Genomic DNA, 21733 nt, shown 5'->3' with positions numbered 1-21733 from the left:
TTCCAAGCACCTGGTTAGTCTGCTCGGCCCAACGGGGAGGCGTTAGTGCACAGGCCATCGATGTCAGGTGAGTTCTCACCACGCCGGGTATGAAAACTTCATACCGGTGCGCATTAGCGGGTAACTACCGAACCATTACGCCTGGTCCGCAGACTTACCCACAACAATTGGCACGCAAACATCGGAGATGCACATGTACCCCACCGTCACCGTGGAGCACTTGGCGTCCGTCACCACCGCCATCGACGACTCCGACGACATGAAGATCTACCAGTTCGACCGTGAGGCCTCGATGGACGTCATCTTCTTCAGCTACTTCTGCAGCGGCGGCGGTTGCGTGATCGGCAGCCGTCACACGGCCTACGACGAGGTTCTCGCGGCATGAGACCCGAACTGGCCGAACCGGGCGAGCAAAGAATCGGCTTCAAACGACACCTCCAGCCGCAGATCGTGGAGGGTGAAGCCGTTTACCTGATCGGCGAATCCGGCGTCACCGCCATTCAGGGCAGCCACGTCGAAACGCTCGCTCCACTGCTCGACGGCACCCGCGATCTCGCGGGCCTGCTGCGCGACCTGCCCGCCGGTCTGACCGAGGACAAGGTGGCTCGCATGCTGACCCGGCTGGCCGCGGCCGGCCTGATCGGCAGGCGGGGCACGGCAGGCGGTTCGGCCACCACCGAGGCCTCGCTCGCGTATTGGGATGCGGCGGGTCTCGACCCCGCGGACGCGGTGGCGGCGACAACGACGTCGCTCGTCTCCGTCGTCGCGATCGGCGGCATCGATCGCGATGCACTCGTGGAAGCCTTGCACCACAACGGACTGACGGTCGCTTCGGGGAGTGGCGACCTCACAGTCGTGGCGTGTGCGGACTATCTGGCTCCCGAGCTTCGCGAACTCGACGCCGCACATCGCGCGGCCGGCACCCCGTGGTTGCTGGTGAAGCCAGGCGGTGCGCAGGTGTGCGTCGGTCCTTTCTTCACCCCCGGCGACGGTCCGTGCTGGCGTTGCCTGGCTATCCGCTTGTCGGCCAACCGCAAGGCGGAAGCCCACGTGCGGGCACGGTGCGGGCAACGTGGTCCCGCGCCGCGGCCCGCCATCGGGCTGCCGTCGTTGCACACGATGGCCCTGGAGATCGCGTCCGTCGAGGCCACCAAGTGGCTCGCGGGCCTGCGGCACGACGCGCAGCGCTCCATCTGGAGCTACGACAGCCTGACGATGAAGGTCACGCAGCACGAGGTGCGGCACCGTCCGCAGTGTTCCGGTTGCGGTGACCCCGAAGTTCTCGCGCGCAGGGCGTTCGAGCCGGTCGAACTCACGAGTCGCGTGAAGACCTCCTGCGACGGAGGTGGCCACCGGTCGTCGTCGCCGCAGGAGGTGCTCGACACCTACCGGCATCTCATCGGCCCGGTCACCGGGATCGTGCGGGAGATCCGCCGCAACGAGCACGGGCCTGAGTTCTTCAACTCCTTCCAGTCCGGCACGAACATCGCGGCCGCGGGCGAGGGGATCGAGGGGCTGCGTTCGGCGTTGCGCGCGGACAGCGGAGGCAAGGGAGTCACCCCGCTCGACGCCGAGGTCGGCGCGTTGTGCGAGGCCGTCGAACGGCGCAGCGGCGCGTTCGTCGGCGAGGAAGCACGCGTCAGCGGCAGTTACTCCTCGCTGGGCGACCAGGCGATCCACCCCTGCTCCGTGCAGCTGTACCACCCGCGTCAGTACGAGAACCGCGACGCCTGGAACGCGGAACACTCGGCGTTCCAGCACGTCACCACCCCGTTCGACGAGGACGAGGTGATGGACTGGACTCCGCTCTGGTCGCTGAGCCAACGACAGCACAAGCTCCTGCCCACCGGCATGCTCTACTTCGGCGCCCCCTGTCCGCCGAGTGTCACCGCCGACTCCAACGGCTGCGCCGCGGGCAGCAGCCTGGAAGACGCTGTGTTGCAAGGGCTTCTGGAGCTCGTCGAACGCGACGCGGTCGCCATCTGGTGGTACAACCGCACATCGGTGCCGGGCATGGACCTGAACGCCTTCCACGACCCGTGGATCGACCAGCTCCGAGCGGTGCACGCGAGTCTGGGCCGCGAGGTCTGGCTGCTCGACGTCACCTCGGACCTCGGCGTGCCTGCGATGGTGGCGGTATCCCGCCGCACAGACGGGCCGCGTGAGGACATCATGTTCGGCTGTGGCGCGCACCTGGACCCCAGGGTCGCCGCTCGCCGGGCGCTCACCGAGCTGAACCAGTGCATGCCGAGCGTCTGCGACCCGATGGACATGTCCACGTTCGACATCGACATGCGGCGCTGGTTCGAGACCACGAGACTCGCCGACCACTCGTGGCTGGCACCCGACCCCGACCAGCCGGCGCGTGGCCCGTTCCACCACGGCTACACGCACCGGCGCGATCTCGTGGACGACATCCGCGCCATCCAGAACACCCTGGAGGCGAAAGGAATGGAGCTGCTCGTGCTCGATCAGACCAGGCCTGACGTCGGTCTTCCGGTCGTGCGGGTGGTGGTGCCGGGATTACGGCACTTCTGGTCAAGATTCGCTCAAGGGCGGCTCTACGACGTACCTGTACAACTGGGTCGACTGACACAACCCCGCCGTTACGAAGACCTCAACCCGATCCCGTTGTTCATGTGATGAACGTGATGACCATCGCCCAGAGCGGAGGCGCCGTGGTGCCCACGCAGTCGCACGTCCCAGCCGGCCGGCCGCTGTGGTCGTTGCTGGAGGACGCCTTCGTGGACGAGGGCGCCGAGCACCTGACCGTGCACGGCAGATGGGGTGCGATCGAAATCGCCGACACGAGCCCGCTCGTGCGCGAGGCGTTGCACCGGATGAGCCTCGGCCCCGTGGCGCTGGAGAACATCTCGGCGCTGCACGAGAACTTCGTGCGGTGGAAGACGGGTTCCGGGCCGTGTCTCATTTGGCGGAAGCTGAAGAACACGCTCGACCAGCTGGGTGGTTGCGTGGTGCCGTCGCTCGGCCTGAACGACGGCGCCGGGCCGATCCTCTCGCTGGTGGCGGTGGCTCGTGACGCGGTGTTCACGTTGCCGCACATCGGGGACGACGAGGTCGTGACGATGCATCGGGGCACCGGGATCGAGCGGCTGAACGGCGACCAGGCACTGGCCTGCCCCGGCCGCTCCTATCAGGTGATCCTGCACAGCGCGCCCGCGACGGAGATCGCGAAGTCGTTGCTGGACACCGAGACCACGATCGCTCAGGTCGCCGAGGCGCTGCAGATCGAGAAGACCCTGGTCGCCGACGTGGTGGCCTATCTGGCCGGGGCCGAGCTAGTCGCTGTCCAGAGGTGTTGAGCCGACGTCATGTTGCTCCGATCGCGGATCGCAAAACGCGAGATTTCCCAGGATGCGCCCGTATCATGGCCGCGTCCCGAACCTCGTGTGGGAGCTGCTGTGACGCCACGACAGGAACGCTCATCGGTGTCCCGTCGTTTGGCGTACGTCGTGATCAGCGTGGTGTTCGCCAACTACCTGGCCGACACCTTCCTCGATGTGCTGAAAGTCGGTGCGACGCCCGCCAGGATCGCGGGCTCGCTCGCCTGCCTGCTCACAATCGGGTACCTGCAGCTGCGGGTGTTCAGCAGGCCCGGTGCGGATCTGCGCTCCGGCAGGGCCTACCTGGCGCTGGGCGCGATGGCGGCGCTCGTCTACGGACCGCTGCTGTTCTTCCCCACCGAGTGGACCAACATGCACGGCTTCCTCGCGGGCAGCGCGCTGCTCGTGCTGCCGGGCCGGGTGCGTTGGCTGGTCTACGGTGCAGTGGCGCTGAGCAACGGCGTGGAGCAGGCGTGGAGCGCCCAGGACCCGTCCACTCAGGCCTACTACATCATCTCGTCGTTGGTCGCGGGACTGGTCGTGTACGGCCTGTCCAGGCTGCCGTCGCTCGTGAAGCAGTCGGAGACAGTCCGGTCCGAGCTCGCCGGGCTGGCGGTGGCGCAGGAACGCCTGCGGTTCGCCCGTGACCTGCACGATCTGCTCGGTTTCAGCCTGTCCGCGATCACGCTGAAGGTGGAGCTGGCCCGCAAGCTGATCGGTGAGCACACCGACCGGGCGCTGCGGGAGCTGGCCGAGATCCTCGGCATCGCCCGCGAAGCCCTGACGGACGTTCGTGCGGTGGCCTCGAGCTACCGCGAACTGTCGCTGGCCGACGAGATCGAGTCGGCGCGCTCTGTACTGACCGCCGCCGGCGTCGCGACGACGATCGAGGCGGACCACCCCGAGCTCTCTCCCCGGTCCAGGACCGTGCTGGCGACGGTGCTGCGCGAGGGCGTGACGAACCTGCTGCGGCACAGCGATGCCACTCGCTGCACGATCACCATTTCCGGCTCGGGCCGGGTGGTGTCGATCGACATCGTCAACGACGGCGTTCCGGCCGAGGCCCACACCGAGCAAGGCAGCGGACTCACCAACCTCGCTACGCGCACGATGGCCATAGGCGGCTCACTGCTCGCCCAGCCAGCAGGCAGCGCCTACCGGCTGCACGCCGAGGTACCGGTCGAGCCGGTGCTGGACGAGCCGGCGAAGGAGCCACGACCTGCGGGGCCGCCGATCGCGACGCGGTTCGCCCAGGTCCTGTTCACCGTGGTGGTGGTCGGCTACGGCCTCATGTCGCTCTCCCAGGTGGCCTTCGACATCCCCCGCATCGGACTGCCGGGCATGGCGGTCGCCGTGCTCGCCACCGCGATCGAACTCGGGCTGGTATTGGGCCTGGTCGGCCGTCCGCACATCCGGCTGAACCTGGCGAGCAGTCTTGCGGTGCTCGCCGGAATGGCCGTCTGCGTGTACCTACCGGTGTGGATCTACGGCAACCCGCTCATCGGCGTCGCGGGCTTCATCGCCGGATCCGCGGCGCTGCTCCTGCCCCGCCCGATCGGCTGGATGGCGTTCCTCGCGGTCGTCGGCGTGCAGCTCGCGATCTGGCTCTCCACCGCCCCTGACGCCTTCTGGGTCGCCTACGGCCTGTTCGCTGTCACGAACCACGGGCTCGTTCTGTACGCGTTGGCCCGGCTGCGGTCGATGGTGACCGAACTGCACGAGGCCCGGGAGGAACTGGCCACGGCCGCCGTCGCGCAGGAACGGCTGCGGTTCGCCCGCGACCTGCACGACCTGCTCGGCTACAGCCTCTCGGCGATCACCCTGAAGAGTGAACTCACGCACCGGCTGGCCACGATCGACCCCGATCGGGCCCGCCAGGAGCTCGGTGAGGTGCTGGAGATCTCCCGGCAAGCCCTCGCGGACGTGCGATCGGTAGCGCTGAGCTACCGCGAGCTGTCGTTCGACGAAGAGACCCAGTCGGCGCAAGCGCTGCTGTCCGCCGCCGACATCGCGGTCACCGTCCGCATCGACGCGTGCGACCAACTGCCGAAGGACGTGACGGTCACGCTCGCCACCGTGCTGCGCGAAGGCGTCACGAACCTGTTGCGACACAGCAAGGCCGAGCACTGCGAGATCGTGCTGTCCAGCTCGCGGCACCTCGTCACGATGGACATCGTCAACGACGGGATCCCCAGCACGGAGCGGAAATCCCGTGACGGCAGTGGAATCGGCAACCTCACCACCCGCGTCCGGGCACTCGGCGGAGACCTCCACGCCGGACTGACCCCCGAGCAGACCTACCGGTTGCGCGCCGAGATCCCGTTGCCGTTGCCCTGAGAACGGCACCGGGACAGGCCGCTGCGCAACTGCGGATCGCCAACGCCAAAACGCCTGGATGCGCCCCTATCATGGCGCGACCCGAACCTCGCGTGGAAGCTGCCGCTGTGACGCAACGACAGGAACACTCCTCGGTGTCCCGCCGTCTGGCGTACGTCGTCATCAGCGTGGTGTTCGCCAACTACCTCGGCAACGCCATCCTCTACGTCCTGCAAGCCGGCGCCACCCCGGTCCGGATCGTGAGCTCGCTCGCCTGCCTGCTCACGATCGGGTACCTGCAGCTGGGGGTGTTCTCGCGACCGGACGCGGACCTGCGTTCGACCAAGGCGTATCTGGCACTGGGCGCGCTGGCACTGCTGGTGTTCGTGCCGGTGCCCTTCTTCCCCAACGCGTGGGGCGGCATGCCCGGCTTCCTCGCTGGCAGCGCCCTGCTGGTGCTGCCCGGCCGGGTTCGGTGGTTCGTGTTCGTCGCGGTGGCGCTCGCCAACGCCGCGACCAAAGTCGCGTACCAGCCACTATCCACTCTGGCCTACTACGTGGTGTCATCGATGGTCGCGGGCCTGGTCGTCTACGGGCTGTCCCGGCTGCCGTCGCTGGTGAAGCAGCTGGAGACCGCCAGGTCCGAGCTCGCCGGTCTCGCGGTGGCGCAGGAGCGACTGCGGTTCGCCCGTGACCTGCACGATCTGCTCGGTTTCAGCCTGTCCGCGATCACGCTGAAGGTGGAGCTGGCCCGCAAGCTGATCGGTGAGCACACCGACCGGGCGTTGCGGGAGCTGGCGGAGATCCTCGGCATCGCCCGTGAAGCGTTGACGGACGTTCGTGCGGTGGCTTCGAGCTATCGCGAGCTGTCGCTGACCGACGAGATCGAGTCGGTCCGGTCCGTGCTGACCGCGGCAGGGGTCGTGGCGGCGATCGAGGAGAACCACGACGACCTCTCGCCCCGGTCCAGGACGGTGCTCGCGACCGTGCTGCGCGAAGGTGTGACCAACCTGCTGCGGCACAGCGATGCCACCCGCTGCTCGATCACGATCAGCGGCACGGACCAGATGGTGTCGATCGACATCGTCAACAACGGCGCTCCCGCCGAGGTCGGCACAGACCGGGGCAGCGGCCTCACCAATCTGGCCACCCGCACCACGGCCATCGGTGGCTCGCTGCTCGCCGAGACGTCCGCGGATGGCACCTATCGGCTGCACGCCGAGGTACCGGTCGATCCGGCACCGGAGAAACCGGCGGGCAAGCCGCGCACGGCCGGCCCGCCGATCGCGACACGGTTCGCACAGGTGCTGCTGACGGCCGTGGTCGTCGGTTATGGCGTGATGGCCGCGACGTTGGCGTCGTACTTCTACTCGTCGGTAGGTGCGGCGGGCATCGCGACCTCCGTGCTGAGCAACGCCGTCACCGTCGGCCTCGTGCTGGCACTGGTGAGCCGGCCGCACCTCAGGCTGAGCCTGGCGGCCAGGTGCGCCACGCTGGCGGCGCTGGCCGTCTGCGTGTACACACCCGTTGTCCTGTTCGACAACCCGTACCTCGGCGGGGTGGCGGGTTTCCTCGCCGGAACGGCGGCGCTGTTCCTGCCACGCTGGATCGGCTGGGCGGGGTTCGTGCTGGTCGTCGCCGGACAGGTGGCCATCCAGGTCGCGTTCAGCGCACCACCCGATGACATCGTCTACGCCATCGTGGCCGTGACGAACCACGGGCTCGTGCTGTACGCGTTGACCCGGCTGCGGTCGATGGTGATCGAACTGCACGAAGCGCGGGAGGAACTGGCGACGGCGGCGGTGACGCAGGAACGGCTGCGGTTCGCCCGCGACCTGCACGACCTGCTCGGCTACAGCCTCTCCGCCATCACCCTGAAGAGTGAACTCACACACCGGCTGGCCACGATCGACCCCGAACGCGCCCGGCAGGAGCTCACCGAGGTCCTGGAGATCTCCCGGCAAGCGCTCGCAGACGTGCGATCGGTAGCGCTGAGCTACCGAGAGCTGTCGTTCAACGAAGAGACCCAGTCGGCGCAGGCACTGCTGTCCGCAGCCGACATCACGGTCACCGTCCGGATCGACGCCTCCGACCAGCTACCCAAGGAAGTGGAGGTGACGCTGGCGACCGTGCTGCGCGAAGGCGTCACGAACCTGTTGCGGCACAGCAAAGCCGAACGCTGCGAGATCGTGCTCGCCGGCTCACGGCACCTCGTCACGATGGACATCGTCAACGACGGCATCCCCGCGGTCGAGCGGAAATCCCGGGACGGCAGCGGAATCGGCAACCTCACCACCCGCGTCCGCGCGCTCGGCGGAGACCTCCACGCCGGACTCACCCCAGAGCAGACCTACCGGTTGCGTGCCGAAATCCCTTTGCCGGTCAGAGCATCTCCATGACGGCGCAACCCCAGCTGTAGCCGGCGCCCACGCCGACCATCACGATCCGCTGGCCGGACTGGGCCTTGCCGGTCTGGACGAGGTGGTCCAGGCTCGCGAACTGGTCGCCGGCGCCGAGGTGGCCGACCGTGCGGCTCCACTCCCACGTGGTGCGTTCGGCCTCGAGGTCGTACGGGCGCAGGTAGTTCACGTCCAGGCGGCGGCGGCCGAAGTGCGGCAGGATCACCCAGTCGGCGTCGCCGAGCTTCATGTCGGCGTCGGACAACGCCTCCTCGACGGTGCGGGCCTGGCCGGCATTGGCCTTGTTGATGCCGTAGGAGAGCCCGAACTCGCGGCTGAACGTGTGCTTGGCCTCCTCGAAGTCCACCGGGATGCGGTGCGAGAACGGCGCGAGGCCGAACGGCACGTCGCCGCGGTGCAGCGGTTCGAGGTCCGAATCAGCGTTGATGGCCAGCGAAAGCAGCTTCGCGTACCCGCCGCGGGTGGACAGCACGATCGCCGACGCGCCGTCGCCGTAGGGCGTGCCGGGGTCGGTGCGCCACCTGTCGATTCCGGGCAGGCAGAAGCGGTCCGAGGTGGTCAGCAACGCGTCCCTGCCCGGCCTCGCGGCCAGGTAGGACACGGCGAGGTCCAGCGCTGCCATGCCGCCGTTGGACATCTGCCGGATCTCCAGTGCCAGACAGGAGTTCCGCACGGTCTCGCGCTGGATGTACGACCCGACCGGCCACAGGTCCTGACCCTGGTGGTAGGTCGTGGCGTGCAGGATCAGGTCGACGTCGTCCGGCGCGGATCCCGCGCGGTTCAACGCGATCTGGGCCGCGGCGACGGCCATCTCGGCCGCCGACTCGGTCGGCGAGACGGAGACGGACAGCACGTCCGTTCGTGCGACGAGTTTCGGGTCGCACTCCCCTGATGCGATCGCGTCCTCGACCATCAGCGTCGAGGGCAGGCGCACCCCATGGCCACTGACGAAAACATCCTTCACTCGCACCGCGGTCAGACCTCCTTCAGCGCGCGTGCGATCCGCACAACGCGTTCCGCCTGCACTTGAGCCGCCTGCAACGCGACGTCGCTGACCGGCCTGTTGTCCGCGCCCAGAACGTGTGAGGTGCCGTAGGGATTGAGATCGCCTCCCGTCGGCACGATGATCCCGCCGAAGTGGCAGACCATGTTGTAGATCGACACGAGCGTGGTCTCCATGCCGCCGTGCGTGCTGCCGCCGGAGGTGAAAGCGCTGTACACCTTGTTCGCCAGCAGGCCGCTGAACCACGCCGGCCCCAGCGTGTCGATGAACTGCTTGAGCTGCGCGGACACGTTCCCGAACCGGGTCGGCGTGCCGAACACGACAGCGTCGGCCCAGAGCACGTCGTCGACCGCCGCGATCGGGATGTCCTCGGTGTCCTTGAGGTGCCCTGACCAGGCCGGGCGGGATGCCACGACGGCCTCGGGCGCCAGCTCCGCCGCCCGCACCAGCCGCACCTCAGCGCCGTGCTTCTCGGCCGTCTCGGAGATCTCCGTGGCGAGCCGGTGAATCGTTCCCGTCGAGGAGTAGTAGACGACTGTCACGTTGACGCTGCGTTCCATGGCGCATCCCTTCGCAAGGCAGCTCTCATCACCCTTGTCGGGTGGCCTTGATGTGGCGTGGAGCGCGACATGAACGTTGGGAGATATGGTGTCGCGCGGAGGGGCGCGATGATCAGGGTTCTGCTCGCGGAGGACATGCACATGGTGCGCGGTGCTCTCATCGCGCTGCTCAACCTCGAACCGGACATCGAGGTCGTGGCCGAGGTGAGCTCGGGCGACAAGATCGTGCCGACCGCGCGTCAGCACAAACCCGATGTCTGCGTGATCGACATCGACCTGCCGATTCTCGACGGGCTGAGCGCCGCCTCGACGATTCGCGAGACGATGCCGCAGGTCAGGACGTTGATGCTGACGTCGCTCGGCCGGCCGGGAACGTTGCGCAGGGCGCTGGCGGCCAGGGTGGACGGCTTCCTGCTGAAGGACGCGCCGCCGTCCGAGCTGGCCGACGCGATCCGCCGGGTCAACGCCGGCGAACGCGTCGTGGACAGCCAGCTCGCGCTGGCCGCGTGGGACCGCGGCGAGTGCCCGCTGACCGACCGCGAGCTCGAGGTGCTGCGGCTGGCGGCGAACGGTGCCGACGCGCCCGACATCGCGACCGCGCTGTCCCTTTCGGTCGGCACGGTCCGCAACTACATGACGACGATCCTGACCAAGCTCAACGGCCGCAACCGGGTGGACGCCATCCGCATCGCCGAGGAAGCCGGCTGGCTCTAGTGCGGATGGCATCGCGTCACGCGGCTTTCTGCTGCTGACTCGCCCGCAGGTCGAAGCCCGGCCTGGCGACGATCTCCGGGGTGAGCGCGTTGCCCGCCTCGAGGATCCGGCGGCCCATCAGGAAGTCGATCGGGCGGTTGCAGGCCTCGATGCCGACGAGCTTGTCGCCCCGGAAGCAGAACACCGAGAACTTGCCCTCCGCCGGGTCGCCGACGGTGACCGCGCGGTCGTGGCCGTCGGTGAGGCCGGCGATCTGCAGCTTCACGTCGTACTGGTCGCTCCAGAACCACGGCAGCGCCGTGTAGGGCTCGGCTGATCCGAGGATCGCCGACGCGACGCAGCTGCCCTGGTCCGTGGCGTTCTGCACCGATTCCAGCCGGGTGAGCCCGCCGGTGAGCGTGCTGGCGAACCGCGCGCAGTCACCGACCGCGTGCACCCGCTGGTCGATCGTGCGCAGGTGGGCGTCGACGACGATGCCGTTGTCGACCGCGAGCCCGGACCGCTGGGCGACCTCGGCGTTCGGGATGACGCCGATGCCCGCGACCACGAGGTCCGCCACCAGCACCGTGCCGTCGGTGAGCTCGACGAAGCCCTCTTTCACCGCGGCCACGCCGGTGCCGGTCAGCACCTGGACGCCCTCGCTGCGGTGCCGGTTGGTGAGGTGCAGGGCCGTGTCGGCCGAGACGGCCCGTTGCATGACCCGAGGCTGGGTCTCGACGACGGTCACCTCGTGGCGCAGCTTCCGCACCACAGCGGCGAATTCGAGGCCGATGAACCCGCCGCCGATGACGACGACGTCGAGTCCGATCTGGCCGTCGAGCTTCTGCCTGATGGCGTCCGCGTCGGCGACCGTGCGCAGGTTCAGCACGTGCTCGGCGCCGGGGATCGGCAACGGCCGTGGCCGCGCTCCCGTGGCGAACACCAGGTGGTCGTAGCTCACCGTGCGGGCACAGCCCAGCACCGCGACGCGTGCCGACCGGTCGACCCCGATCACCCGCTCGCCCCGCACGAGCTTGATGCCGTGGTCCTCGTAGTAAGAATCCTGCCGCAGCACCAGTCCGGCGAGGTCGGTCTCCCCCGCCAGATAGGCCTTCGTGAGCGGCGGCCGCTGGTACGGCGCGGCTTGCTCGTCACCGATGAGGGTGATGGGGCCGCGGTGTCCCTGCTCGCGCAGGGACACCGCGACCTGGCAGCCCGCCTGCCCGGCCCCGACGACGACTACCGACTCGCCACGCATGTCAGTAGTTGCCCAGTCCGCCACAGACGTTGAGCGCCTGCGCGGTGATCGAGGACGCGGTGTCCGTCGTCAGGTACGTCACGAGACCGGCGACCTCTTCCGGCGTGCTGTACCGACCCAGCGGGATCTTGGCGTTGAACTTCTCGAGGACCTCTTCCTCGGTGACACCCCAGTGGTTCGCGTAACCCTGGCGGACGCGGCCGGCCATGGGCGTCTCGACGTAGCCGGGGCACACCGCGTTGACGGTGATGCCGGACTTCGCCAGCTCGATGCCGACGGCCTTGGTGAAGCCGACGACTCCGTGCTTGGACGCCGAGTAGGGCGCGGCGAACACGACACCCTGCTTGCCACCGGTGGAGGCGATGTTGATGATCCGGCCCCAGCTCTGCTTCACCATCTGGCCCGTCGAGAGAACCTCTTTGGTGAAGCGGAAGACACCGTTGAGGTTGGTGTCGATGACGTCGAGCCAGAGGTCCTCGTCCAGCTCGGCGGTGATGCCGCCGCCACCGCGCCCGGCGTTGTTCACGAGGATCTCGATGGGGCCGAAGGCATCGACGGCCTTCTGGACCGCGTTGCGAATGTCCTCAGTGGACGTCACGTCGGTGGCCGCGCCGTCCGCCTCGTAGCCCTCTTCGCGGAGCTGCTTCACCGTGGTGGTGACGTTCTCGGCGTTGCGCGCCACGACGAAGACCGCGTGGCCCTCCCGGCCGAGGCTGCGCGCGACCTCGAGGCCGATTCCGCTGGTAGCGCCCGTGACCAGGGCGACCCGTCGCTTGCTCATGCGTCTTCTCTCCCTCAGAGTTGCTTCTCAGGCATGTGCACGACGAGCCCGTCCTGCTCCTCGGTCACGGGGATCTGGCAGCTCAGCCGGCTGTTCTCCTTGCGCTCGCAGGCGGTGAAGTACAGCAGCTCGTCCTCGACCTGGTGCATCTGCGACAGCGGCTTGGTGTTCTCCGGGTCGACATACACGTGGCACGTGCCGCAGGAGGCCCCACCGCCGCACTGGGCGACAATTCCCTTGATGCCGTTGAGAACCGCGCCGCGCATCACGGTGTCGTCCTGGGCAACGTCGACAACGGTCTCGATGCCGTCGTGCGTTACGTAAGTGATCTTTGGCATGGCAGTTCTCCCACGGATCTGCGGCTCGCCGGACGAGGTTCACCTTGCCCAGCGGCGCTTTGCACGTGGTGGAGACCACCTTGAACGCTCCGCGCACGGCGTTCCGGTGGCATTCGAGGTGGTCTTGGGACGCTGCGGTGTCGGCGCACATCCACACGCGGAGGTTCCATCGTGCCCCTCAAGGAGTTCTACGACCAGCAGGTGAACTGGTCACCGCCGTTCGAGGACGGCCTTGAACGCGCGACCGTCGTCGTGCCACGCGACTATTCCGATCCGGACGGTCCGAAGCTCACCATCGCGCTGGCCCGCCTCAAGGCCACGGATCCGGCCCAGCGCCGCGGTGTCCTGCTGGCCGTCAACGGCGGCCCCGGCGGTGACGGTGGCGACGGGCTCGCGCTGATCAAGCACTTCGGCGCGCGCGTCAGGACCGCCTACGACCTCATCGGGTTCGACCCGCGCGGGTACGGCGAGTCGACCAAGCTGTACAGCGAGGTCACGATCCCCAAGGCGCCGTTCGACTCGCGGCCGCCGGACTCGTTGTTCGAGCAGCTGGCCGAGGACATGCGGCTGCGCGAGCTCGGCTGCGAGAAGGCCGGCGGCGAGCTGCGTCCGCACATCACGACCCGCAACACCGCGCGCGACATGGACCTGATCCGGGTCGTGCTCGGTGAGGAGAAGATCTCGTTCGTCGGGTACGCGTACGGCACCTACGTCGGTGCTGTCTACGGCACGATGTTCCCCGAGAGCCTGGACCGCACGGTGCTCGACTCGTGCATCAATCCACAGTGGACCTGGCGTGAGCAGTTCGTGACACAGGCGGAGGCGGTCTACCGCAACGTCGCGCTGTGGGCGGACTGGACCGCGGAGCGCGACGGGCACTTCCACCTCGGCAAGACCTCCGAGGCCGTCATCGCCGAGATCGAGGCCGTCGTCGAGAAGCTCGAGGAAGGCGACCAGATCCAGCTCCGCACCCTGCTGGACGGAGCGGTCGGCACTCGGTCCACGGACCGGGCGCAGTGGGACTCGCTCGGCTACCTCATCGGCGACCTCCGCACCACGTTGCAGGACGGCAACTTCGACAAGGCGCGGACGCTGATCGTCGGGCAGGCCACCTGGCGGCCGCAGGACTCCGAGGGCGACCTGCGGGTCGGCGTGCTGGAGGCCATCACGCTGGAGACGTACTGGCCGCAGGACCTCGAGGTCTACTACAACGACGTCCGCAAGCACCGCGCACACCACCCGTACGGCTACGGCGTTCTGCGCGCGCAGCCGTGGGTCGGCGCGTTCCGCACGTTCGAAAGCCTTGAGCCGCCGACGAAGCTCGCGCAGCCCGGTTATCCCAAGGGGCTCGTGGTGCAGGCGGACGGCGACCCGATGGACCGCTACGAGGGCGGCGTCGTGCTGGCCGAGCTGCTGGACCACCCGCTGGTCGTCATCGAGGACTCCGGTGACCACGAGGTGTACGCCTTGGCGGGCAACGAGGTTCTCGACGCACTGGTCGACGACTACCTCGTCGACGGCGTGCTGCCGGCCGAGGCTCGAGTCACCATTCCGGGTCACGTCAAGCGCCCGGACATCCCGAAGGACTGAAGTCGTCTGCAAGTACTACCAACTTCGAGTTGGTAGTACTTGCACACGCACCAAGGGCCCCGCGGATCATCCGCGGGGCCCTTTTCGTGGAAATCAGTCCTCGGCGGGGAGGTCCCAGGTGACCGGCAGCTCCCAGAGGCCGTAGATCACGGCGCCCTCCTTGCGCGGGATCTCCAGGAACGGCTTGGCCAGGCGCAGCGACGGGATGCGCTGGAACAGCGTCGTCCACACCAGCTGCATCTCCAGGCGCGCGAGGTCGGCGCCGATGCAGTGGTGCAGGCCGTGGCCGAACCCGAGGTGCTTGCGGGTACCGCGCTCCAGGATCAGCTTCTCCGGCTCCGGGAAGATCTCCGGGTCGCGGTTGCCGTTCAGGCCCAGGCACAGAATGCCGTCGCCGGCCTTGATGGTCTTGCCGGCGATCTCGATGTCCTCCAGAGCGACGCGCGGGATGGCGGTGTCACCGATGGTGGCGAGGCGGACCAGTTCCTCGACGGCGGGCTCGATCATGCCCTCCGGGTCGTCGAGCAGCAGCTTGAGCTGGTCCGGGTTCTCCAGCAGGGCGGCGGTGCCCAGCGAGAGCATCGAGGCGGTGGTCTCGTGGCCGCCGTTCATCAGCAGACGGATCATGTTGAACAGGTCGCGGCGGGTGTACTCCTCGCCGGACGCGGCGTACTCGGCCATCGCGCGGCTGAGCAGGTCCTCGCCGGGTTCCTTCTCCTTCAACGTGATCAGCTTGTCGACGTAGGCGTTCACCTCGACGATCGCCGCCTGGCGCTGCTCGGGTGTCGAGTGCCCGCCGAGCAGACAGGTGCCGTGCTCGATGAAGAAGTCGTGCTCGTCCTGCGGGATGCCGAGCAGCTCGCAGATGACGGTCATCGGGACCGCCAAAGAGAACTCGCGGTGGAAGTCGATCGGCGGCGTCATCGTGAGGATCTTGTCGATGTACTCGTCGACGATCTCCTGGATGCGGGGGCGCAGCCGCTTCACCTGGCGGTTGGTGAACGTCACGGCCGCCTTGCGCCGGGTCTTGGTGTGCTCCGGGTTGTCGTAGCCGATGAACGACGTCTCGGTGCGGAACTCCGGCGGCGCGATGAAGTAGAACGGGAAGTTGTCGTGCTTGCGCGACGCGCTGATCCGCGGGTCCGTCAGGAGCTGCTTGATCGTGTGGTAGCCGCTGATCGTCCAGATCCGCAGTCCGGAACCGGTCAGCGTGACCTCGACGACGTCTTCCTCGGCCATCTCGGTGTACTGCGCGGGCGGGGTGAACGGGCATGTGCGCTTGTACGGGAACGTGTCCACACCTGGCTCGGTGGCGCTGCTGGTCATCGGTGTCTTCCTCCTAGTCAGAGATGTGGCTCACGCCAGATCAGCGCCGCCATCGAGCGTGATGACTTGACCGGTCACCCAGGAGCTCGCCGGCTCGGCGAAGCGGGTGATCCACGGGACGACGTCGTCGACCTCGCCGGTGCGCCCCAGCGGGGTCTGCGAGGCCTGGAACCCGAAGTAGCCCTCGACCTCCTCGGGGCTCAGGCCGTTGGCCGCGTAGACCTCGGTGCGCACCGCGGCGGGCGCGACCGCGTTGACGCGGATGCCCTGCGGGGCCAGTTCGAGGGCCCAGCTGCGGACCAGGCTGTCCACGGCGGCCTTGCTGGCGCCGTACACGCCACCGCCCGGCACGGCGATGTGCCCGGCGTTGCTGGACACGAACACAATGCTGCCGCCGGGCGAAGTGAGCTGCGGCAGCAACGCGGCGGTCAGCACCAGCGGGCCGACCAGGTTGGTCTCCAGCACGTCGCGGGCGGTGGCGATGTCGAAGCCCGCCACCGGGGTGAAGCGGAAGATCCCGGCGTTGTGCACGATCACGTCGACCTTGCCGCCGCCCAGCTTCACGGCGTCGACGACCTTCTGCGCGCCTTCCTCGGTTGTCACGTCCGCGACCACCGCGGTGATCGCGGGGTGCAGCGAGACCACTTCGGTGAGACGGCTTTCGCGGCGGCCGGTGATGATCACGTTCGCGGCGCCGAGGTCGGCGAACGCCAGCGCCGCCGCGCGGCCGATGCCGGTTCCCCCACCCGTCACGACGACCTGCTGTCCGGCAAATGGTGCGTCCGACATGACGCCTCCAGCTTCTTTCTCTCCTGTAAGAGCAGTTACCGCCAACCCTGCTCGGTGACCCTTGAGTCCAGGTCTAGGCACGTCGGAAACCCTGGTTCGCATGGAGAACGTGGGCAGGTGGCGGGCACGGGTCGGCCGGCCGGGCGGCGAGACCGAGAGCGAGTTCGAGTTCACCGAGGACGGCACCGCCACGCTTGTGCTGGGCGGCAAGGGAAACGGCACCTGGACGGCGACTGGCCCCGGCACGTTCAGCTACCGGATCCTCGAAGAGCTGACCGAGGCTCAAGGCACGGTGGAGATCGCGCAGGACGCGGTGCTCAACGGCGACGAGTTCATCAGCAGTGGCATCACAAAAGTGCGCCTCGCGAACGGGGAGACCGTCCGCGAGGCGCACATCAGGATCATGGCAAAGCGCGTCAGGAGAACTTGACCGTCACGTTGCCGGTGTACTTACCCGCCAGCAGCGACAGCAACGCCTGCGGTGCGGCCTTGACCCCACCCTCGACGATGGTGTGGGGGAAGACGAACTTGCCCTCCTGCAACCACTGTCCGAAGTGGACGACCCAGTCCTGGATCTGCTCCGGCAGGTGGTAGCAGGCGAACGGGCGGATCTCCAGGTGCTTCGTGATGGCCGTCATCAGGTCGAGCCGCGGGTGCTCGGCCTTGCCGTTCACCTGGTTGGCCAGCGCACCGCACAACGCGAAGCGTGCGTGGGGGCGTGCCGCCTGGATCGCGGCCTCGAACTGCTCGCCGCCCACGTTGTCGAAGAACACGGTGATGCCGTCCGGCGCCAGCTCGCGCAGCCGGTCGCCCACCGGGCCGTCCTTGTAGTTGAACGCGGCGTCGAACCCGAGCTCGTTGACCAGCCAGTCGACCTTCTCCTGGCTGCCCGCCGAGCCGATCACCTTGGCACCACGGGCCTTCGCGATCTGCCCGGCCAGCGAGCCGACACCACCGGCGGCGCCGGTGACGAACACGACGTCGCCCTCGCCGGCCTGCGCGACTGTCGCCATGCCGTAGTACGCCGTCGGGCCCTGCGACAGGAAGTAGACCGGGCTGGGCACGTAGTGCGGGTTCTGCTTGATGAACTGCTGCGCCGGGCCGACCCAGTACTCCTGCCAGCCGCCGAACGACTGCACGAGGTCGCCGACCTCGAAGTCGGGGCTGTTCGACTTCACGACGGTACCGACACCACCGCCACCCGCGGGGTCGCCGACCTTCCACGGCGGCACCCCCGGAATCTGGCAGTCGGACCTCATGAACTCCTTGAAGGCGGCAGCCACCGACACGTAGTCGACGCGCACCAGCACCTCACCGTCACCGGGCTCGGGGACGGCCACCTCGACGACGTCGAAGTGCTCGAGGGTCAGGTCGTCCTCGACGTGCTTGGCGAGCCTGACCTCCCACTGCTTCTCGGGGATGCTCATGACTCTCCTCTATTGGCCCCAAGTGACGGGGAAGGTGACCAGTGAATGGTTGATCTCGCCCTGGTGCCACTTCAGGTCCTCGTACGGCACGGCGAGCCGGAGGTCCGGGAAGCGGCGGGTCAGGCCTTCGATGGCGATCGCCATCTCCATGCGCCCCAGCTGCTTGCCGAGGCAGTAGTGCACACCGTGCCCGAACGCGATGTGCGGGTTCTGCGCCCGGTCGATGTCGAGCAGGTCCGGGTCCTCGAAGACGTCCGCGTCGCGGTTCGCCGACGACAGCACGAAGAACACCGCGTCGCCCTTGGCGATCTTCTGCCCACCGAGCTCCAGGTCCTCCGCCGCGATGCGGTGGAACCCGGTGGTGTCGGTGGCGAAGAGGTTGACGTGCCGCAGCAGTTCCTCGACCGCGGCCGGGATCAGCGAAGGATCCGCGACGAGCCGCTTCCAGGTGTCGGGGTAATCGGCGAGCAACGCCAGCACCGAGTTGGAGATCTGGTTCGCGGCGGTGTCGAAGCCGGCCCCGATCAGCGTGAACGCGAACGTGACCAGCTCCTGCTCGCTGAGCTTGTCGTCGTTGTCCCGCGCGGAGATCAGGTCGGACAGCATGTCCTGACCGGGGTTCGCGCGCTTCTGCGCGATCAGGCCCATGACGTACCCGGCGAGCCGGCCGAACGCCCGCATCGGCGCCTCGGGGTCGTTCTCGTCGAACGTCGCGAACGCCCGCGCGTCCGTCTCGAAGATCTTCAGGTCGTCGGTCGGCACGCCGAGCAGGTCACCGATGATCGTCAACGGCAGCGGAACGCAAAGCGCCTCAACGAGGTTGACCGGCCCGCCCTTGAGCTCGATGGCGTCCAGCAGCTCATCGGCCACCTTCTGCACGCCCGCGCGCATCGCCTCGACCTTGCGGACGGTGAACGCGCCCATCACCAGCTTGCGCAGCCGGGAGTGCTCGGAACCGTCCAGCGAGATGATCATCTCTGGGGTCGTGGCCATGGCGCCGCCGACCTGGGGAGCACCCTCGACGCACGTCAACGCGCGGCTCAGCCTCGAATCGGCGAGCCCGGCGCGGACGTCCTCGTACTTGGTGATCACCCAGGTCGGCGTGCCGGAGTTGGTCGGCACCTTCGCCACCGGGCACTCGGCGCGCAGCTGGGCGTACTTGGGATCCGGGCCGCGGTAGGAGGAGCCGGTGAACGGGAACTCCTCGTCCAGTTCGGGGGACAGCAACGGACACCTCCGGGGTTTCGGCTCGGCCTCGCGGCGAAGACTGCTCCGCGTGCCTCGAAGGCCGCTCGAAGGTCGAATGTCGACCGGGATTTGAGCCCCCGCACCTACCTTCGCGCCATGGACACTGCACTCGTGCCGTTCCGGGTCGAGGTTCCCGACTCCGAACTGGCGGACCTCACCCGGCGGCTGGCAGCGACCAGGTGGCCGGACGCGGAGACCGTGGACGACTGGTCGCAGGGCATGCCCCTGGCCTACGCCAAGGAACTGGCCGAGTACTGGGCCAACATCTACGACTGGCGCGCCACAGAGGCTCGCCTCAACGCCGTCCCCCAGTTCAAGACGGAGATCGACGGCGTCGGCATCCACTTCCTGCACGCGCGCTCCCCGCACGCCGGCGCGAAGCCGTTGCTGCTCACGCACGGCTGGCCCGGTTCGGTCGCGGAGTTCCTCGACGTCATCGAACCGCTGACCAACCCACCGGACCCGGCCGACGCCTTCCACGTCGTCGCACCTTCGTTGCCCGGCTACGGTTTCAGCGACAAGCCGACCGGAACCGGCTGGACGCTGGAGCGCATCGCCCAGTCGTTCGTCACGCTGATGGGCCGCATCGGCTACGACAAGTTCTTCGCGCACGGCAACGACTGGGGCTCGTTCATCACGGGCATCCTCGGCCACATCGCGCCGGAGAACGTCGAGGCGATCCACCTCGTCATGCCGTTCGCCTCCGCCCCCGAAGCGGAGGTCCAGCTGACGCAGGACGACTACAAGGGGCTCGCCGCGCTGAAGGAGTTCGCCGCCAAGGAGTCCGCGTACGCGGCGGTGATGAACACGAAGCCGCAGTCGCTGGCGTACGGCCTGACCGACTCCCCCATCGGCCAGCTCGGCTGGGCCGGCGAGAAGTACTGGTCGTGGAGCGATCACGACGGAGACGCCGAGAAGATCATCTCGCGCGACCGGATCCTGGACATGGTCTCGGTGTGCTGGTTCACCGCGACGGCCGCGTCGTCGGGCCGGTTGTACTGGGAGAGCTACAACAAGTCGCCGCTCACGCAGGTCGACGTGCCGACCGGGTTCTCGGTGTTCCCCGCGGACGCGCGGATGCCCAAGGCGTGGGCCGAGCACCGGTTCACCGACCTGCGCTACTGGAAGGAAATGCCGTCCGGCGGCCACTTCCCCGCGCTCGAGAACCCGGCCGTGCTCGTCGAGGAACTGCGGACGTTCTTCCGCCTGGTGCGCTCATGACGGCCACGCTCAGCAAGCCGGGCACGAAACTCGGCCTCGTGCTGGCCGTGTGCTGCCTGGCGCAGTTCATGAACGTGCTGGACGCGTCGGTCATGAACGTCGCACTCCCCTCGATCTTCGAGGAGCTGAAGTTCGAACGGCACCACCTGCAGTGGGTCAACAGCGCGTACACGATCGCGGTGTGCGGCTTCCTGCTGCTGGGCGGCCGGCTCGCCGACCTCTTCGGGCAGCGCCGGGTGTTCTTCTTCGGCGCCGCCCTGTTCACCGTCGCGAGCGCGGTCGGTGGCATGGCGACCTCGCCCGGCACGCTGATCGCGGCCCGCGGCTTCCAGGGCCTCGGCGCGGCTGTGATGGCGCCGGCGTCGCTGACCGTCCTCGGCACCACGTTCACCGATCCGACCGCCCGTGCCAAGGCGTTCGGCTGGTGGAGCGCGGTGTCCGGTTCCGCCGGTGCGGTCGGCGTGCTGCTCGGCGGCATCGTCACCGAGTCGCTCGGCTGGCGCTGGGTGCTGCTGATCAACGTGCCGCTCGGCATCGCGCTGGTGGCCATGATCCGCGGGGCCGTGCCGGAGACGCCGAGCAACGGCGGCCGCAAGCGCCTCGACGTGCCGGGCGCGATCACCGTGACGATCGGTCTGATGGCGCTGGTCTACGGCATCTCGCAGTCGCACGAGCTCGGCTGGGGTTCGTTGCAGGTCGCCGGTTCACTGGCGCTCGCCGTGGTGCTGTTCGCGCTATTCCTGCGCCAGCAGACCATCTCCGACCACCCGCTGATGCCGCTGGGCATCTTCCGCAACCGCGCGGTGACCGCCACGAACATCGTCGCGTTCTTCGCGATCGCGGCCCTGTTCAGCACCTTCTACTTCCTGACCCTGGTGCTGCAGCAGGTGATGGGCTTCAGCCCGCTCGCCACCGGTCTCGGCTACCTGCCGTTGTCCTTGGGCATCGCGTTCGGTGGTTACGGCGTGGCGCGGATCGTGCCGAAGATCGGCCCGCGACCGGTGCTGATCGCCGGTCTGCTGAGCGCAACAGTCGGCCTGCTGTGGGTGTCCACAGCGGACGAGACGTCGACGTTCACGGGCACCATCCTCGTTCCGACCCTGTTGCTGGGACTGGGAATGGGCGCCGTCCTCAACGCCACCACGAACGCCGCCACGTCCGGTGTGCCGCGTGAGCAGGCAGGCCTCGCCTCCGGGCTGCTCAACACGATCCGGCAGATGGGCAGCGCGATCGGCCTGGTCGTGCTCGCGACGATGTCGTCGGCCACGGCGGATTCCCTGCTGGCTCAAGGTGAACCGCTGAAACACGCGCTCGGCTCCGGCTACGGGCTCGCGTTGTTCGGTGCCGGCGTCTTCACCTTCTGCGGCGCGCTGGCCGCGCTCGCGGTACCCCGCAAGAAGTAGACGCAGAACGGCCCCC

The 21733-nt window shown here is 68.1% G+C and carries 19 protein-coding genes; 10 read left to right on the top strand and 9 right to left on the bottom strand.

The window, feature by feature from the left end; all coding sequences use genetic code 11:
• Positions 1 to 193 precede the first annotated feature (193 nt).
• From ACIA8G_RS32845 to ACIA8G_RS32825, 5 genes are all read left to right on the top strand, one after another.
• Positions 194 to 385: a hypothetical protein gene (locus ACIA8G_RS32845; RefSeq protein WP_396422585.1), complete on the top strand. Its 192-nt coding sequence runs from the start codon at positions 194 to 196 to the stop codon at positions 383 to 385.
• Positions 382 to 2643, top strand: a complete 2262-nt coding sequence (locus ACIA8G_RS32840; RefSeq protein WP_396422584.1) for a TOMM precursor leader peptide-binding protein — start codon at positions 382 to 384, stop codon at positions 2641 to 2643. The genes ACIA8G_RS32845 and ACIA8G_RS32840 overlap by 4 nt, the downstream gene beginning before the upstream one ends.
• An 8-nt stretch (positions 2644 to 2651) precedes the next feature.
• Positions 2652 to 3323, top strand: coding sequence for a hypothetical protein (locus ACIA8G_RS32835; protein WP_396422583.1), 672 nt, complete (start codon positions 2652 to 2654; stop codon positions 3321 to 3323).
• A gap of 126 nt (positions 3324 to 3449) precedes the next feature.
• Positions 3450 to 5681 (top strand): sensor histidine kinase, encoded by a 2232-nt coding sequence (locus ACIA8G_RS32830; RefSeq protein ID WP_396422582.1) that lies wholly within the window; start codon positions 3450 to 3452, stop codon positions 5679 to 5681.
• Positions 5682 to 5788: 107 nt separating this feature from the next.
• The gene (locus tag ACIA8G_RS32825) at positions 5789 to 8059 is read left to right on the top strand and encodes a sensor histidine kinase (protein WP_396422581.1); all 2271 of its coding nucleotides are present in this window, start codon (positions 5789 to 5791) and stop codon (positions 8057 to 8059) included.
• Here ACIA8G_RS32825 and ACIA8G_RS32820 read toward each other — a convergent pair.
• Both ACIA8G_RS32820 and wrbA read right to left on the bottom strand, forming a co-directional pair.
• Complete coding sequence (locus tag ACIA8G_RS32820; RefSeq protein WP_396422580.1) at positions 8043 to 9050, bottom strand: ketoacyl-ACP synthase III family protein; 1008 nt, start codon at positions 9048 to 9050, stop codon at positions 8043 to 8045. The genes ACIA8G_RS32825 and ACIA8G_RS32820 overlap by 17 nt on opposite strands.
• Positions 9051 to 9055: 5 nt before the next feature.
• Entirely contained in the window at positions 9056 to 9643 is a 588-nt protein-coding gene (gene wrbA / locus ACIA8G_RS32815) for an NAD(P)H:quinone oxidoreductase (RefSeq protein ID WP_396422579.1), read from the bottom strand.
• Between the two features lie 108 nt (positions 9644 to 9751).
• Between wrbA and ACIA8G_RS32810 the strand changes: the two genes are divergently transcribed.
• Entirely contained in the window at positions 9752 to 10357 is a 606-nt protein-coding gene (locus ACIA8G_RS32810; RefSeq protein ID WP_396422578.1) for a DNA-binding response regulator, read from the top strand.
• Between the two features lie 16 nt (positions 10358 to 10373).
• Here ACIA8G_RS32810 and ACIA8G_RS32805 read toward each other — a convergent pair whose 3' ends face one another.
• From ACIA8G_RS32805 to ACIA8G_RS32795, 3 genes are read right to left on the bottom strand one after another with little or no spacing between them, the layout of a single operon-like run.
• Positions 10374 to 11594 (bottom strand): NAD(P)/FAD-dependent oxidoreductase, encoded by a 1221-nt coding sequence (locus ACIA8G_RS32805; protein WP_396422577.1) that lies wholly within the window; start codon positions 11592 to 11594, stop codon positions 10374 to 10376.
• A 1-nt stretch (position 11595) separates the two neighbouring features.
• Entirely contained in the window at positions 11596 to 12375 is a 780-nt protein-coding gene (gene fabG, locus ACIA8G_RS32800; RefSeq protein ID WP_396422576.1) for a 3-oxoacyl-ACP reductase FabG, read from the bottom strand.
• Positions 12376 to 12389: 14 nt separating this feature from the next.
• Positions 12390 to 12713, bottom strand: a complete 324-nt coding sequence (locus tag ACIA8G_RS32795) for a 2Fe-2S iron-sulfur cluster-binding protein (RefSeq protein ID WP_396422575.1) — start codon at positions 12711 to 12713, stop codon at positions 12390 to 12392.
• Between the two features lie 171 nt (positions 12714 to 12884).
• Between ACIA8G_RS32795 and ACIA8G_RS32790 the strand changes: the two genes are divergently transcribed.
• Positions 12885 to 14303 (top strand): alpha/beta fold hydrolase, encoded by a 1419-nt coding sequence (locus ACIA8G_RS32790; RefSeq protein WP_396422574.1) that lies wholly within the window; start codon positions 12885 to 12887, stop codon positions 14301 to 14303.
• A gap of 93 nt (positions 14304 to 14396) precedes the next feature.
• Here ACIA8G_RS32790 and ACIA8G_RS32785 read toward each other — a convergent pair whose 3' ends face one another.
• Positions 14397 to 15629 carry a cytochrome P450 gene (locus ACIA8G_RS32785; protein ID WP_396422573.1) on the bottom strand — a complete coding sequence of 411 codons (1233 nt, stop codon included), beginning with the start codon at positions 15627 to 15629 and terminating at the stop codon, positions 14397 to 14399.
• A gap of 30 nt (positions 15630 to 15659) precedes the next feature.
• Entirely contained in the window at positions 15660 to 16418 is a 759-nt protein-coding gene (locus ACIA8G_RS32780; RefSeq protein ID WP_396422572.1) for an SDR family NAD(P)-dependent oxidoreductase, read from the bottom strand.
• A 100-nt stretch (positions 16419 to 16518) separates the two neighbouring features.
• Between ACIA8G_RS32780 and ACIA8G_RS32775 the strand changes: the two genes are divergently transcribed.
• Positions 16519 to 16848: a hypothetical protein gene (locus ACIA8G_RS32775; RefSeq protein WP_396422571.1), complete on the top strand. Its 330-nt coding sequence runs from the start codon at positions 16519 to 16521 to the stop codon at positions 16846 to 16848.
• Here ACIA8G_RS32775 and ACIA8G_RS32770 read toward each other — a convergent pair.
• On the bottom strand, positions 16835 to 17845 hold the full coding sequence (locus tag ACIA8G_RS32770; RefSeq protein ID WP_396422570.1) for a zinc-binding dehydrogenase: 1011 nt from the start codon (positions 17843 to 17845) through the stop codon (positions 16835 to 16837). The two genes, ACIA8G_RS32775 and ACIA8G_RS32770, sit on opposite strands and share 14 nt — an antisense overlap.
• A gap of 9 nt (positions 17846 to 17854) precedes the next feature.
• Positions 17855 to 19072, bottom strand: a complete 1218-nt coding sequence (locus ACIA8G_RS32765) for a cytochrome P450 (RefSeq protein WP_396422569.1) — start codon at positions 19070 to 19072, stop codon at positions 17855 to 17857.
• Positions 19073 to 19189: 117 nt separating this feature from the next.
• On the opposite strand from ACIA8G_RS32765, the gene ACIA8G_RS32760 reads away from it, so the two are divergent.
• Both ACIA8G_RS32760 and ACIA8G_RS32755 read left to right on the top strand, forming a co-directional pair.
• Positions 19190 to 20314: an epoxide hydrolase family protein gene (locus tag ACIA8G_RS32760; protein WP_396422568.1), complete on the top strand. Its 1125-nt coding sequence runs from the start codon at positions 19190 to 19192 to the stop codon at positions 20312 to 20314.
• Positions 20311 to 21717, top strand: a complete 1407-nt coding sequence (locus ACIA8G_RS32755) for an MFS transporter (RefSeq protein ID WP_396422567.1) — start codon at positions 20311 to 20313, stop codon at positions 21715 to 21717. Before ACIA8G_RS32760 ends, ACIA8G_RS32755 begins: the two co-directional genes overlap by 4 nt.
• Positions 21718 to 21733 lie beyond the last annotated feature (16 nt).

The sequence above is a fragment of the Lentzea sp. NPDC051213 genome, assembly GCF_044455585.1.
GTDB lineage: Bacteria > Actinomycetota > Actinomycetes > Mycobacteriales > Pseudonocardiaceae > Lentzea.
Note: the sequence above shows the minus strand (reverse complement) of the source record. Positions and strands in the feature narration are given on the sequence as shown.